The organism is Fibrobacter sp. UWB1 (genome assembly GCF_002210325.1).
Taxonomy (GTDB): domain Bacteria; phylum Fibrobacterota; class Fibrobacteria; order Fibrobacterales; family Fibrobacteraceae; genus Fibrobacter.
The window spans coordinates 192119-207010 of sequence record NZ_MWQL01000002.1; the positions used below are offsets into that span (position 1 = coordinate 192119).

A 14892-nucleotide genomic window follows, 5' to 3' on the forward strand; every position below is an offset into this window, starting at 1 on the left:
TGTAATGTGAAATGTGTGATGGAAAATAATACATCTCACATTCCTCATTTCTCATTTCACATTGATATTTTGATTGGACTTATGTTTCGGATACTTCTGACAGTACTTTTTCTGGGTGCCATGGCTTTTGCCCATGAGACGGATTCTCTGTTTGTTCCGCCGAAGCCCGATAAGCCCTTGCGTTATTGCAGTTCTGTCAAAAAGTGGATTGAATTTGCGATGGCAGATTCCAACATGGTCGAAATTACGCGCCTGAAGGGCGTGCGCATGGACTTGCGTTATGCGACTTTCAATAACGTGACAGGCCATGACTTGTACTGCGGCGTGCAGCGAGCCTTTGTGCATAAAGATGCCGCGGCAAAACTCCGCAAGGCTGTGAAAATTATGGAACGTGAAATGCCGGGTTCCGAACTTGTGATTTTCGATGCGTCGCGCCCGCTGTATGCGCAAGAGGCTTTGCGAAAGACAGTGCGTGGAACGCCCTATTCTGCCTACGTGTCGTCGCCGGCCACGGGCGGGCTCCATAACTTTGGCTTGGCGCTTGACTTGAGCATTACCGATGCCGATGGCAACTTGCTTGACATGGGCACGGACTTTGATTCTTTTGAACGCTGCGCGGGCGAAGTCGGCGAAGCGGAAGCTTTAAAGAGCGGCAGGCTTACGCAGGAACAAGTGGATAACCGCAACAAGCTCCGCAAGATTATGAAGGGGGCGGGCTGGGTGCCGCTCGGCAGCGAGTGGTGGCATTTTAACGCGTACCCCAGCAAGTACGTGCGCGAAAACTATCCGAAGTTTCCGCTTTAACGGTGTAGTTAATTTGTTTTAAATTCTTTTTGAGGGGCTGTACAGGCTAGATGAGGTGCGATGGTGGAAAAGGCCTGTACTATTTTTCGATTTTTTGAAAAAATGAAGATTATTTTGCTGCTGGTACAGGTTGAATGGTATACTTGAGCTTGTTAGACCTGTACGAAACGCCTTCTTTTCGGTTGTCAAATGCTTTTTGAGAGATTTTGTACAGGCTAAAAGTATTGCGCAATTTGAAAAGGCCTGTACAAGCCACATTTTTTTTGAAAAATCTGGCCTATGTGACATTTTGGTACAGGCTAAAAAGTTTATTGTGGAAAAATTGGTCTGTACAATACAGAAATTATTCTATTTCTACCTTGATTTCTACGTTTTGCACCCAGGGCTTGGCGCCGTTGATGACGGGGTGCAGAATCTTGCGTACAGGCGCTAAGTCCTGGGTCTTGATGTAAAGCTTGGCCCAGTGGGTGTTTTGGACCACGGGGACAAAGGCATCGACTGGGCCGAGAACCAGAAGTTTCTTGTCGGTGCGCAGAAGTGATTCCAGACGCTCCATGGTGTGGCGGAGTAAATCTTCGTCGCGGCTGCCGCAGCTGATTTCCACGAGCTTGCAGAAGGGCGGGTAGAAGGCGGCGCGTCGGTCTTCCATTTCCTTATTTGCAAATCCGATGAAGTCGTGGTTCACGGCGAACTGCATCACGGGTTCAGACGGCTTGAGTGTCTGGATAAGTACCAGGCCTTCGCCGCCGGCGCGACCCGCGCGCCCTGCAGTCTGGCTGAGCAGCTGGAAAAGTCTTTCGGTGGAGCGAAAATCGGGAATGCCGAGCCCGCTATCGGCGCCAACGACCCCGACTAATTGCACGCCCGGGAAGTCGTGGCCCTTGGCTACCATTTGCGTTCCAAGCAGAATGTTGTATTCTCGGTTGCGGAACGCATCTAGAATTTTTTCACTGGCGCCCACGTTCTGCGTGGTGTCGCGGTCCATGCGAATCACTTTCGCATTCGGAATCCATTCCTTGATTTCGTCTTCGAGCATCTCGATCGCGCCGCCCACAAACTCGTAAGTTTCGGCGCCGCAGGCGCTACACGGTGTGTTCACCGGGTAAAGGGCGGCGCAGTAGTGGCACATGAGCGAGCGGTATTGCTTATGGTACACTAGTGGAATATGACAGTGCTTGCAGTAAAGTGTCTCGCCACATTCGGTACACACGCGCATCTTCGAAAAACCGCGACGGTTCATGAGGATAATCGCCTGGTCCCCGCGCTCGATACAATCGGTCAATGCTTCGCGGAGCGCGGGCGACAAGAGGATGCCCTTTTGCTGGCGCATCTTGCCCATGTCGACAATTTGCACCTTCGGGAGCGGTGCCTGCGTGGCGCGTTCCTTAAGCGTAACCGTCTTTAAGTTGTTCGCTTTCGCGTTGTTGAATGTTTCAAGGCTCGGCGTGGCGCTGCCGAGCACCACGAGGGCTCCGTACTTGTACGCCAAGTGGAATGCCATTTCGCGGGTATGGTAACGCGGCGCCGGGTCCTGCTGCTTGAAAGAGGGATCGTGTTCTTCGTCGAGAATCACGAGGTCAAAATCAAACGGCGCAAGAATCGCGCTGCGGGTGCCGAGAACCACTTGCGCGTCGCCCTTCAAAATCGAGACGTAGCCTTCGCGTTTCTTGGGCGCCGAAAGTGCGGAATGCAAAACCACAATCGGGACTTGCAGGAAATCTTCGAAGCGCTTGCGCGTTTGCGGCGTGAGTCCAATTTCGGGCACGAGGATTAAAACTTTCTTGTGGCGCATCAAGGCTTCGCGGGCGAGCTCCTGGTAAATGCGGGTCTTTCCCGAACCTGTAACGCCGTGAAGCAATACGCCGCGGAATCCGTCTTTGTCCAGTTCTTCGCAAAGCGTGTTGAATGCGTTAGTTTGTTCTAATGTCAACGCCGGAGCTACTGGGGTAGGCTGTCTACTGTCTACTTCCGACTGTCTACTGTCTGCGGCGAGTGCGTTCAGGTACTTCTCGAAATCGGCGGGCCAAAAAACGAACAGCGCCTTCATGGGTGTGCTAATGTAATACCGCGCCGTCCATTCGAGCGTTTCCATATAACGTTCGCTAAAGCGGTAGCCCGACTGGTGCGGGTAAGCGGGGCGCACATCAAACTTGGGGCGGTCCTGGTGGACGCGTGCGACCACGGCGAGGGCCGGCTTTTTACGGGTGGCAAACTGAACCCATACAACGTCTCCGCGGCAAAGGCTTACTCCGGCGGGCACTCCGTAGGTGTATACATCGGGCGCCATGGGAATGTACACTTCGCAAAAATCCGTTAACAATTCGGACTTGAGCTTCTGATGAACCTCTTCGGGGGCGCTAAGTTTTGGGATTCGTTTTGTCACGGGCTAAAAGATAGTTAATACCGCAAAAAGCGCCTATTTTACAATCTTTTTTGTTTCAAAAAACTTTTTTTGTTAGATTATAGTATGCAAATCCCCTTTGGGAGTTGCCATACTATTGGAGATCTCTATGAGCTTATTTGACGCCTTTAAACCGAAGTGGCAAAATTCCAACCCCGAAAAGCGACTGGAAGCAATCGCTGAATTGGGTGCGGACAACCAGGATGTCCTGGAACGTGTTGCCGAGTCTGATACCGATGCTTCTGTAAGGATTGCTGCCGTAAAGAAGTTGTCCATCATTGCTACTCTGAAAAAGATTTCAGAACGAGATTCCGACGAAGATGTGAAGCGCACGGCTAAGACTCGTTATTTGGAAGAAGTGGTCAAGAAGCTTAAAACCGAGGCTCAACCGAGTGCCGAGGATCTCGCTTATCTGCAAGACCTTAAGGATACGCACTATGCCGAAGACTTGCTCAAGGGTGTGAACACCGCAGGTCTCGTTCGTGCCGAACTCGTAAAGATTTGTACCAAGCAGTCGGTCCTGGCCCTTGCCGCTAACCGCGACTTGGATGAAGACATCGCTATGTCCGCTGCACGCAAGGTGACCTCCGATTCCTTGCTCCAGGATATTGCAAAGAACTCCAGACAGCCCGAAGTTCGCAAGGCTGCAAGTGAACGAATCCGCGCAAGAAAAGAAGCTGAAGACAACGGTAAGAAGGCGGCCGAACTCTTGGCTAGCAAGCGCGAAGCTCTTGTACAGCAAGCTCATTTCTTGGCTGCGCAGAAGGAACCCCTCTCTGTCAAGGCACAGTTTGAATCTTTGATGGAAGAAGCCGCAAAGCTTGGCATGGGCGACAAGCAGGCGACGATTGACGAAGTCTATGCAAGCTTCAAGAAGTTCTGCGACGAAGCCGATGCCGCACGCATCGCAGCCGAAAAGGCCGAAGCCGAAAAGCAGGCAAAGATTGCCTCTCTCTCGGCGGCTCTCGAAGAACTCGAAACCTTGATTTCTGAAAACAAGGTGGCGGACAACGCCGAACGTGTGGATGCCATTCTCGCTGAATGTGCCGAAAGCAAGTCCCTGATGGATTCCGCTTGGACCAAACGCTACAACAATGCCTCCTTCAAGGTGCAGGATTTGCGCAAGGTTAAAGAAGTTGTGGTGGACGTGCCCGAAGCGACCGACGAATCGGTGCGACCGGAACTGCTGGAACGCCTTAAGGCCTTGGCAGATACCGACGTGAACGACATGACCAAGAAGCATTTGCATGCCCTTGTGCGTGAATGGGAAAAGCTTCCGCTGTTGGAAGGCGAAGACCCGATGTTGCAGTCTTACAACGGACTCCGCAACACGCTCTCTAACAAGATCTCTGCATACGAAGAAGATTCACAGAAGCGTTTCGAAGCCAATTCCGAAAAGCTCAAGGCTATTATCGAAAAGGTAAAGGCCCTCGACGAAAATGAAGACTTCCGCGACTTGAACAAGAAGGTTCGCGAATTCTATCAGCAGTGGAAAGAAATCGTGGGCGAAAACAAGTTCAAGTATCATGATTTGTGGCAGGAATACAAGGCCGCAACGGCGCGCTTCCAGGAAATGCAGCAGTGGGAAAACTGGCATAACGAAAAGGACCGCGATGACCTGCTCCTTGAAATGGATGCTCTGACCAAGGAACCGGGTAGCCAGGCCGTTCTTGCCAAGCTTAAGGATATTACGAACCGCTGGAAAGAAATCGGACCTATCTCTGCCGCCAAGCTGCAGGAATACCGCGATCATTTCCAGAGCAACTACGAAAAGATTAAGGAAAACTGCGCCGGCTTTATCGAAGAGATGAATGCGGAACGCCAGAAGAACTTGGCCGACAAGGAAGCCCTTTGCGCGAAGATTGAAGATCTTGTCAAGAACACGGAAATGTTCTGGAAGGACAAGTACAAGGCCATGCAGGATATCCAGGAACAGTGGAAGGCCATTGGCATGGTGCCTAAGGAAAATGTGGCTGCATTGACCGAACGTTTTAAGGCTGCAATGACTGCCTACTATGCACAGCACAAGGAAAACCTGAAGGCCGAAGACGAAAACCGCGAAGCCAACTACGAAAAGAAGGTGGCGCTTTGCATGGAAGCCGAAGCCCTCAAGGAATCAAACGACTGGAATGCTACTTCGAACAAATTAAAACAGCTTCAGGAATCCTGGAAGGCCGTGGGTCCTGTGCCGAAGAGCAAGTCCGACGAAATCTGGAATCGATTCCGTACGGCATGTGACAGCTTCTTCGAAAAGAAACGCGCCCATTTTGAAGAAATGGATGCTTCGAAGCAGAAGAATCTGGATGCCAAGAACGCTCTGTGCGAAAAACTTGAAGCCATGGAAGCTGCCGGTCAGGGTTCTCTTGAAGAACTGAAGGCTGTAGAAGCGGAATGGAAGGCCGCAGGTATGGTTCCGAAGGAAGCGATTGAATCTATCAGCAACCGCTACAATACGGTTTATAACAAGATTCTCGAACGCCTCGCACACGCCGATTCCACCTTGGCTCAGGGGCTCGACGTAATCAAGGAAAAGAAGAATGCCATGATCGATAAGGTTCGCCAGTTTGCCGAAAGCGCAGGCTCTAACCAGCTTGCAGACGCGGTTCGTGAACTCCAGAAGGAATGGCGTGAACTTGGATTCTGCGGTATCGAAGATATGGATCTTTACAAGAAGTTCCGTGAAGCTTGCGATGACTTCTTTACCCGCCGCCGCGACCAGCTCGACATTCAGGAACAGGCTCGCCAGAATAACTTGCAGAAAAAGCTGTTGCTCTGCGAACAGGCCGAAGACTTGCTGACTGACTTGAACGAGCAGACTGTCGGTGCCTCGATGAACAAGGTGAAGCACCTGCGCCGTTTGTGGAAGGAAGTGGGAGCCGTGCCGCGCGAACAGTCTGAAAAGACGTGGCAGCGTTTCAATTCCGCCTGTGATAAGGTGTTTGCCTTTGGCCGCAAGGACAAGGAAGAAGCTCCGGCTGCTGCTCCGGCAGAAGCATAATAGTTCTGAATCCGGATTTCTGAATTCGGAATTATTATTGAATGTGAAATCATAATTAAAAAGAGGATAGCGTTGCGCTGTTCTCTTTTTTTATGTGAACAACAATTTTTTCTATTTTTAACGCTGAAATCTGAATTCTTAATTCTGAATTGAAAATGCAATTTCCTCCTTGGACAAGTATTGACGATGCCGCGCGCCTGCTCCACGACGGACAGGTGGTTGCGATTCCGACCGAGACCGTTTACGGCCTTGCGGGTAATGCTTATTTGCCGTCGGCCCTGGCGCAGATTTTTGCGATTAAGGAACGCCCGACTTTTGACCCGCTGATTGTTCACATTTGCGAAATTTCGCAGTTGGCTGATGTTGCCGAAAATATTCCCGATGCGGCGTATGCGCTGGCGAAGGCTTATTGGCCGGGCCCGATGACGATGATTCTGCCCAAGAAGGAATGCATACCGGATTTGTGTACGAGCGGACTCCCGTCTGTGGCGGTGAGGTTCCCGAGCCACCCGGTGGCGCAAGAAATTATTTGGAAGGCCGGCGTGCCTCTTGCGGCTCCGAGTGCGAACTTGTTCAAGCATGTGAGCCCGACGACAGCGGAACACGTGGCAGCTCAGCTCGCCGACCGCGGCCTTGCGGGCATCGTGGATGGAGGCCCCTGCGACGTGGGCGTGGAAAGTACGATTGTGTCGCTGGTGGGCGAGCCGACTGTTTTAAGGCCGGGTGCTGTAACGCCCGAGATGATTGCAAAAGTCATCGGTGATGTGAAGATTAAGGAATCGACCTCTAAGCCGGGGCAAGCTATGCTAGCGCCGGGGCAGTGCGATACGCACTACCGCCCGCAGGTTCCGCTGCTCTATGGTGAAATTCCTGCTGGCTTTACGCTTCCGGAACACTGCGTGCGGATTGCCTTCGGCAATCACCCCGGCGTAATTCCTGCGACGCTGAATCTGTCGGAATCGGGCAATATGCTAGAGGCGACAGCCAAGCTGTACGCCTACATGCACGACTTGGACGACCCCAAGTACGACTTGATTCTGGTAGACCCAATTCCGAATGTCGGAGTCGGTATGGCCTTGAATGATCGCCTCAAACGGGCGAGCATTAAACTTTAATCTTTCTTCTTTAGGATTGCGCGGAGTTCGTTGGCGGCGCGCTGCAAGTCGTCGTTGATGATGACGTATTCGTACTTGCCTTTGGTCTTGGCGAATTCCATTTCTTTCTTGGCGTTTGCAAGGCGGAGCTGAATCACTTCTTCGCTGTCGGTACCGCGTCCGCGAAGACGCTTTTCAAGTTCTTCTTCGCTCGGCGGCAAAATCAGAATGCCCGTAGCGTCGGGGTAGACCTTGTCAAAATTCACTTTGCCGAAAACGTCGAGGTCGAACAACACGCGGTTGCCTTCGGCGAGAGTATGCTCGACAAAGCTCTTGGGCGTACCGTAGTAATTGCCGTGGACTTCGTTCCATTCGATCAAGCCATCTTCCTTGATGAGCTTTTCGAATTCTTCTTTAGTCTTGAAGAAATAATGAACACCGTCGACTTCGCCTTCGCGCGGCTTGCGCGTGGTGGCCGAAATAGAATACTTGATGTCCGGAAAATCCTTGATGACCAAATCCTTGAGGGTGGTCTTGCCTGCGCCGCTAGCGGCACTCATAACGAATAATTTATTGCGCATAAAAACCTTTTAACTTCTTGCAATCAATTTCAATGTGAAATGTGTAATGTGTAATGTGAAATGTTTCGTCATGCATTTCTCATTTCACATTCCTCATCACTAATCACTGTTTACTTCTTGTCTTCAATGTAAAGCGGACGCTGTTTGACTTCGTCGTAAATGCGGCCGATGTATTCGCCCATAATGCCAATAGACATCAGCTGTACGCCACCAAAGAATACGATGGCGGTCATGAGCGATGCCCAGCCGGGAACGGTCGTGGCAGGGCTCAGGAATTTTTCGAGGATGGACCAAATCAAAACGCCGAGACCGACGATGGTCGCGAAGAGTCCTGCATAGAAACTGATCTTGAGCGGCGCAGAACTGAATCCGGTAATGCCGTCGAGGGCGAGACGCACCATCTTTTTGAGCGGGTACTTGGAAGTGCCTGCGGTACGTTCGGCGCGGTCGTACTTGACGCCAATCTTCTTGAAACCGACCCAGCAGACGAGCCCGCGCAAGAAGCGGCTACGCTCGGGCAAGTTCTTGAGCTGGTTCACGACGCAGCGGTCCATGAGGCGGAAGTCGCCCGTGTCAGGCGGAATGTCGATGCTCGTGAGTTTGCCGATCAGGCGGTAGAAACAGAAGGCGGTAAAGCGCTTGAAAATGGTTTCGCCTTTGCGCTTGTTGCGTTGTGCGTAAACCACCTGGTAACCTTCGCGCCACTTTTCGAGCATTTCGTGAATCAGGCTCGGCGGGTCCTGCAAGTCGCCGTCGATAATGACAACTGCATCGCCGGTAGAATGATCGAGGCCCGCGCTGAAAGCGGCCTGGTGACCGAAATTGCGGCTGAAGTTGATAATCTTGTTGTTCGGATTCTGGGGCAAAAGCGATTCTACGATTTCGCGGGTCTTGTCCTTGGAACCATCGTTTACAAAGATGAGCTCGTGCTCGATATTCTTGAGTTCCTCTTCGAGAACGCGGTAGGTTTCGGCGACGATTTCTTCTTCGTTAAAAACAGGAATGATTACAGATAACAGCATGATTTACCTAGGGAATAAGCGCGGGGTTGATGATATCGACATGGTCGCAGTCCATGTCTTCGTAAGAGTTTGTCTTGATGATAAGTGTCTTCACGTTTTCGACGCTCACTTCGGCAACCTTTAAATTGCCCAGAGCGAATCGGCCACTGTCGTGGATCACGTTTCCGTCGGCAATGATTTGCAGTTGGACGCCATCGCTGCAGAGCGATTCTTCGTCGAGGCCGTAACCCATCTTGAAAGTCTTGTACTTGCCTTCGATATTGAATACCGTTTCGGAAGAAGCGTGCGTACCAAAGCCGTCATTGTAGAGCTTGCCGCCGACCTTGAAAGTATTGCCTTCGAGCGAGGTGTTCTTGTGGAGCTTGCCCCAAGCTTGCTTGTGGCTTACGTAAGGCAATTCGGTCAGTTGCATGGCGCCTTCGGCATTGTTAAAGTAGAATTTCTGGATGTCGGCCATGAGTTTGCCGTTTTCGCGGTTCTGCACCACGAATTCCATCTGGTTGTAGCCAGACTTTAACTTGTCTTTAGCAATGCTTCCGCTAAAGCTTCCGTTAGAGTATGTGTTGTGCGCAATGGTGTCGCCATCGAAAAGAATGGTGTAGTCCCACTGGTTTGCAATGGCTGCGGTCTCGTTCAGGCTGAATCGGTAGAAGAGCGATTGTTCAGCGAGGGAATCTCCGGAGGCCGATTTCAACTCGAGGTCGCTTACGGCAATAATTTTTTGCGGGTTGAATTCCTTGCGTCCATTGAACTTCGCGATTTGCACCCAGTAGTTGTTGGTAATCAGAATGTTCTTGACGCCTTCCAAATCCATGTCGCGTTCAAACACGTCGCAGGTGGTGGCAATGCGATGTTCCACCGCCTTCTTGTGGTAGGTCTGGCTGTCCCAACAGTCGAGGCCGCGAATGTAGTAGACCTCGCCTTGGTATTTGTCGATGAGTTTCTTGAGATCAAGGGAGCTCATTTGACGGGCGCGGTCGTAATGAATCGAAGAAATGCCGTAACCGATAAAATGCCAGGGACGGCCGTATATGAACATGCGTTCCTTTTTCGGCTGTTCCTTGAGCCAACTCAGAATTTCGTATTCTTCGATGGTCAGGTGGTTGCGGTTGTACATGATGTTTTTGTTGAAGTCTTCTTTATAGTGGAAGGTCCAACCGGTAAAGATAAGGCCTGCAACGAGCGTAATCAGGGCGGCAGTCATGGCATTCTGCTTGGCGTCTTTGCCGCTCATGGAATCAATCAGCAGCTTTACCAAGTGGGTTACCGGGAGGGCGCCGACAAAAGCCATCGACGGCAGCATGACCAAGCTGTAGCGCTGGTTGATTTGGATGCTGAAATCGCCCGAGACGTTTTCGAGAATCACGTATGTCTGAATGTGGTACAAGAGCAAGAAGGCGAGAATTTCAAGGTAGAAGTATTCCTTCTTCTTGGCGCCCCAAATGGCGCGGACCACCAGGTAAATGGCACCGATGACGAACAGGTAATTAAAGTAAGTGAGAAACGGGTTTTCAAGTTCGCCGTTCTTGGTGAGCGGCTTGGTCATTTCGGTCCAGTTTCGGCTGAGGTCTTCTAGGAAGTGGCCGTGGGCCTCGAATTCTCCACCCTGGAAACCAAAGCCCTGGAAGTAGCTGATGGTCAAAAGTGCCGGGACCGAGAACAGAGAAAGCGTCACAAAAAAGGTGGGAGCCTTGGCGCTCTTGCTGTCCAAAAGTTTGGGCAGGGCGAACAGGATGAAGGCGAATAGGCAGAAGACGGTCTCTTGGCGGGTCTGCGCGAAGAATGCCAACGAAAGTGCGAGAAGCGCCCAGTGCTTGACGGTATTGCGGTCAAATGCCCACTTGAAAATCAATAGCGAAAGGGCGGAAAGTAAAATGTAGAGCGGTTCCACTGACATGGCGCGGAACTGGAAAAGCACCGTGGGCTGTAATGCTGTAAGGAGTGCGGCAAAGAAGGCGAGGAGCGGCATCCTTGTCCAGGCGACAATCGCGAGGAACATTAGAAGCACTGCAAGCGGGAGCATCAGGAGCTCCATGTGGAAAATCCAGTGCAGGTTGTTGCCCAGGAGCGGCATGCCGAGCAGGTAAAGGAAGGCGAGGCCCTTGGTTTTGAAACTATTCGACTTACCGACGCAATTCAGTTTGCCGTTATCGAAGTATCCCTGGTTGCAGGTGCCCGATTCCTGGTTGTAATACATGTTCTGGGCAACCGACATGAACACGCTTTCGTCGCTTTGCACGCGGTGGCGGGCCTCGATCTGGGTGCCGGCGAAAATCGTAATCGCGGCGGTAAAGGCGAGCATCAAAATGGAAATCTTCTTTTCAGGAAGAATGCCCTTGATCCATTCGTGAAAATCTTTATGCAGGAGGGCGAAAATGACAACCGCAGCGATCAGCTGAATAATAAATAGCGGGAGCGGCAGGTACAGGTCAAGATTCTTGATGGTATCTTTGTGCCCGATATTGGGACCCAGGTAAATCAGGAACGGAATTGCAATTGATACGACAAGGCCGATAATGGTTCCCGGATGGGCGAGATTCTTCAAAAGTCCAATAATGAAAGCTTTCATTTTATAAATATAAATAATGAAGGCGCCCAAGGGCGCCTAGTTCGTTTGGAATTAATCCGATTTCATTTTTGTGTGAGCATTATTTCTTCTTTTTGCTCTTTTTGCTGGATTTCTTCGAAGATTTCTTGGAAGATTTCTTGGATTTCTTCGAAGACTTCTTGGATGACTTCTTTTTTACAGCTGGCTTGGGTTCCGGTTCCGGAGCAGGTTCTGCGGCCGGTTCGGGTTCCGGTTCTGCAGCGCTCTCTGCTTCGGGTTCTGCGGCAGCTTCTTCTGTAGCAGGCTCTTCGGCCGGGGTTTCTTCTGCTACAGGTTCCGTAGATTCGCTGGCAGTGGTGTCTTCGGAAGGTGTTTCTTCGGAGGCGCCGTAGCCGTAATCTGTTTCAGAGGTCGTTGCCGTGGTGTCCGGTTCAGAAGAGTCGTAAGCTCCGCCGGAGTAGTCAAAACCGGAGGTTTCCTGCTGCGGTTCCGGTTCGTTGGATTCAGTGTTCTGGAAAGCGTCCATGCTGTAGGGGTTTTCGGATTTTTCTTCAGCCGGCTTCTTGTCGCCAGAAAGGTTGAAACCGTAAGAAAGCATAACGCCTACGCGGCCGGACGACGCCCTGACCTTGGTGTCCATGCTCTTGTAGGACTTGAGGAGAGAAGTGTAGTCGTAGTTGACTTCGAGGCCGATGTTGAACGGCAAAATGACACCGACACCACCCTGGACGACAAAGTTGAGGGGGAGTTCCCACCAGTTGCCGTTGCTAGAAAGCGGAGCGAGTGTACCGGCGCGTGCGACAATGTACGGAGAAACGGCGTACTTGTCCTTGATGGGATCGTACGAAATGGTTCCCCAGAGAGGAACGGTTGCCGGCGTTACGACGGTGCTGCCCTTTTGCTGGGCGCTCTTATAGCCCAAGCCACCACCGAATCGGATAGGAATGTTTTCGGGGGAGACGAGGATTTCGGAGCCAATCATAAATACAAGATCAGTTTCCCACTTGATATCAGCCTTGTTGCCGCCCTTATCGTAAGCGAGGTTCACTTTTGTGGGGAAGAGAATTTCGGTGAGCGGACGAATCTCAAGAGCGTTTGCTGTTCCGATGAGGCCGGCCAAGGTAACTAAAGCTAGTTTGTAAATATTTTTTATCATATAAAGAGACCTTTGTTTTTCCTGTCCCAAAAATAGATATAAAACGGCCGTATATTATCACGGATTTGGTAAAACATTTTTCACTCATTTTCACTAATTATAAGGAGATTGTAAGGTGTTTTCTGTGGGTTTACCTTGAGAGATTGGCTAAAAAAAGTTAAATTTGGGGCGCTTAATTCTAAAGAGAGGTTAAAAAAGTGCAAGACGCGTTGGTTACAAAAGCGGCTGACAACATTCGAATCCTTTCCGCTGCCATGGTGCAGAAGGCAAAGTCCGGACATCCGGGTGGAGCCATGGGCGCTGCAGACGCCATTACGCTCCTGTATTCGGAATTTCTCCGTTTTGACCCCGAAAACCCCTACTGGGAAGCCCGCGACCGTTTCTTTATGGATCCCGGACACATGTCCGCGCTCCTGTACGGCGAACTTGCCATGCTCGGCAACCTCTCGATGGATGACCTCAAGAATTTCCGCCAGCTCGGCTCCCGCACGCCGGGCCACCCCGAAGTCGATGTCGCCCTCGGCATCGAAAACTCCTCGGGCCCGCTCGGTATCGGTCATGCCGTAGCCCTCGGTAACGCGATTGCCGAACGCTTCATGGTCGAACGCTTTGGCGACATTCTGCAGCACAAGGTCGTATGCCTCGTGTCTGACGGCGGCCTCGAAGAAGAAATCGCTTACGGCGTGGGCCGTATTGCCGGTCACCTCAAGCTTTCTAACCTCATTTTCTTCTATGACGCGAACCAGGTGCAGCTCTCTTGCAAGGTTGAAGACGTGATGAGCCACGACTTGGCTGGTCAGTACGAAGCATGGGGCTTCCGCGTGATTGACGTGGCAGACGGTCACAACATTGCAGAACTCCGCAAGGCTTTCAAGGCCGCTTGGGCCGAAACTGAAAAGCCGACCATCATCATCGGTCACACCACCATGGCGAAGGGAGCCATCGCCGAAGACGGCAAGAGCTTCGAAGGTGCCGTTTCTACTCACGGTCAGCCGCTCAATGCAGCAGGCGCTTCTACCGACGCAACGGTGAAGAACCTCGGTGGCGATCCGGCCGATGCATTCAAGATTTTTGACGACGTGAAGGCTGGCTTCGAAGTCCGTAAGGAAGAACTTCGCAAGCAGGTTGCCGAATGGAAGAAGGCCAAGGCCGCTTGGGATGCCAAGAATCCCGAAAAGGCCGCCACCCTCAAGGAATGGCTCTCGGGCAAGGCTCCGAAGATCGACCTTTCCAAGCTTGAACTCAAGGAAGGTGTCGCTACTCGCGTGACTTCCGGTACCGTGCTCGGCTACCTCGCCGAAAACGTGAAGAACTGCATCTGCAGCTCCGCAGACCTTTCCAACTCCGACAACACCCAGGCCTTCCTCAACAAGACCGGCATCTTCCGCGCAGGTGACTTCAAGGGCGCCTTCGTTCAGGTGGGCGTTGCCGAACTGACCATGGGCGCCATCTGCTGCGGTATCGCATTGCACGGCGGCCTCTATCCGATTTGTGCTACATTCTTCGTGTTCAGCGATTTCATGAAGCCGGCGATCCGTATGGCAGCCCTCATGAAGCTCCCGGTCAAGTTCATGTACACGCATGACAGCTTCCGCGTGGGCGAAGACGGCCCGACGCACCAGCCGATCGAACACGAAACCCAGATCCGTTTGCTCGAAGGCCTCAAGCGCGAAGACGGCAAGTCCGAAATGCTGGTGCTCCGCCCGGCCGACGCCTTCGAAACCGTGACCGCCTGGGAAATGGCTTTTGAAAACAACGATCGCCCGACCGCGATTATTCTTACCCGCCAGAACGTGAAGACGCTCCCTGGTGACAAACGCTACGAAGCCTCCAAGGCATGCCGCAAGGGTGCCTACATCGTGAGCGACAACTGCGGTTCCGCACGCCCGGACCTGACCTTCGTGTCTAACGGTTCCGACGTGCTCCTGACTCACGACGCCGCCGAAATCCTCCGTGGCGAAGGCCTCAAGGTCCGTGTGGTCTCCATGATCAGCCCGGCCCTCTTTATGGCTCAGGACAAGGCTTACCGCGATTCCATCATCGTTCCTTGGACTCCGGTGTTCGCAAAGTCCAGCGGCCTTCCGCTCCTGTTCGCCCAGGTCGTGGGTGGCTTCGGCAAGGTCTCCGGTCTTGAACGCTTTGGCGCCTCTGCTCCGGCTGCCGTGCTCGAAAAGGAATTCGGTTACACTCCGGAAGCCGTCGTGGCTGCTGCGAAGGAATACCTCGCTGAATTCAAGGCAAACGTCGAGGAATTTAAGAAGAACAATTAATAATTCGGATTTCGGAAT

9 protein-coding genes are annotated in these 14892 nt (G+C 52.0%); 4 read left to right on the forward strand and 5 right to left on the reverse strand.

What is annotated here, in order from left to right; translation table 11 throughout:
- The first annotated feature begins 81 nt into the window (after positions 1–81).
- Positions 82–804, forward strand: a complete 723-nt coding sequence (locus tag B7988_RS02285; protein WP_249268805.1) for a M15 family metallopeptidase — start codon at positions 82–84, stop codon at positions 802–804.
- Positions 805–1147: 343 nt separating this feature from the next.
- Here B7988_RS02285 and priA read toward each other — a convergent pair whose 3' ends face one another.
- Positions 1148–3187: a primosomal protein N' gene (gene priA, locus B7988_RS02290; RefSeq protein WP_088656683.1), complete on the reverse strand. Its 2040-nt coding sequence runs from the start codon at positions 3185–3187 to the stop codon at positions 1148–1150.
- 127 nt (positions 3188–3314) lie between these two features.
- Here priA and B7988_RS02295 point away from each other — a divergent pair, with 127 nt between their 5' ends.
- Together B7988_RS02295 and B7988_RS02300 are read left to right on the forward strand one after the other, a co-directional pair.
- Complete coding sequence (locus tag B7988_RS02295; RefSeq protein ID WP_088656798.1) at positions 3315–6203, forward strand: DUF349 domain-containing protein; 2889 nt, start codon at positions 3315–3317, stop codon at positions 6201–6203.
- Positions 6204–6358: 155 nt separating this feature from the next.
- Positions 6359–7318, forward strand: coding sequence for an L-threonylcarbamoyladenylate synthase (locus B7988_RS02300; protein ID WP_088656684.1), 960 nt, complete (start codon positions 6359–6361; stop codon positions 7316–7318).
- Here B7988_RS02300 and gmk read toward each other — a convergent pair.
- The 4 genes from gmk to B7988_RS02320 all read right to left on the reverse strand — a co-directional run bounded on the left by gmk (position 7315) and on the right by B7988_RS02320 (position 12604).
- Positions 7315–7878, reverse strand: a complete 564-nt coding sequence (gmk, locus tag B7988_RS02305) for a guanylate kinase (RefSeq protein WP_088656685.1) — start codon at positions 7876–7878, stop codon at positions 7315–7317. The genes B7988_RS02300 and gmk overlap by 4 nt on opposite strands.
- A gap of 110 nt (positions 7879–7988) precedes the next feature.
- Positions 7989–8900 carry a glycosyltransferase family 2 protein gene (locus B7988_RS02310; protein WP_088656686.1) on the reverse strand — a complete coding sequence of 304 codons (912 nt, stop codon included), beginning with the start codon at positions 8898–8900 and terminating at the stop codon, positions 7989–7991.
- A 7-nt stretch (positions 8901–8907) separates the two neighbouring features.
- Positions 8908–11469 (reverse strand): NPCBM/NEW2 domain-containing protein, encoded by a 2562-nt coding sequence (locus B7988_RS02315; protein ID WP_088656799.1) that lies wholly within the window; start codon positions 11467–11469, stop codon positions 8908–8910.
- A gap of 79 nt (positions 11470–11548) precedes the next feature.
- Entirely contained in the window at positions 11549–12604 is a 1056-nt protein-coding gene (locus tag B7988_RS02320; protein ID WP_141225531.1) for a hypothetical protein, read from the reverse strand.
- Between the two features lie 197 nt (positions 12605–12801).
- Between B7988_RS02320 and B7988_RS02325 the strand changes: the two genes are divergently transcribed.
- A complete protein-coding gene (locus tag B7988_RS02325; RefSeq protein ID WP_088656687.1) occupies positions 12802–14874 on the forward strand; it encodes a transketolase in 2073 nt (690 codons plus the stop codon).
- Positions 14875–14892: the final 18 nt, after the last annotated feature.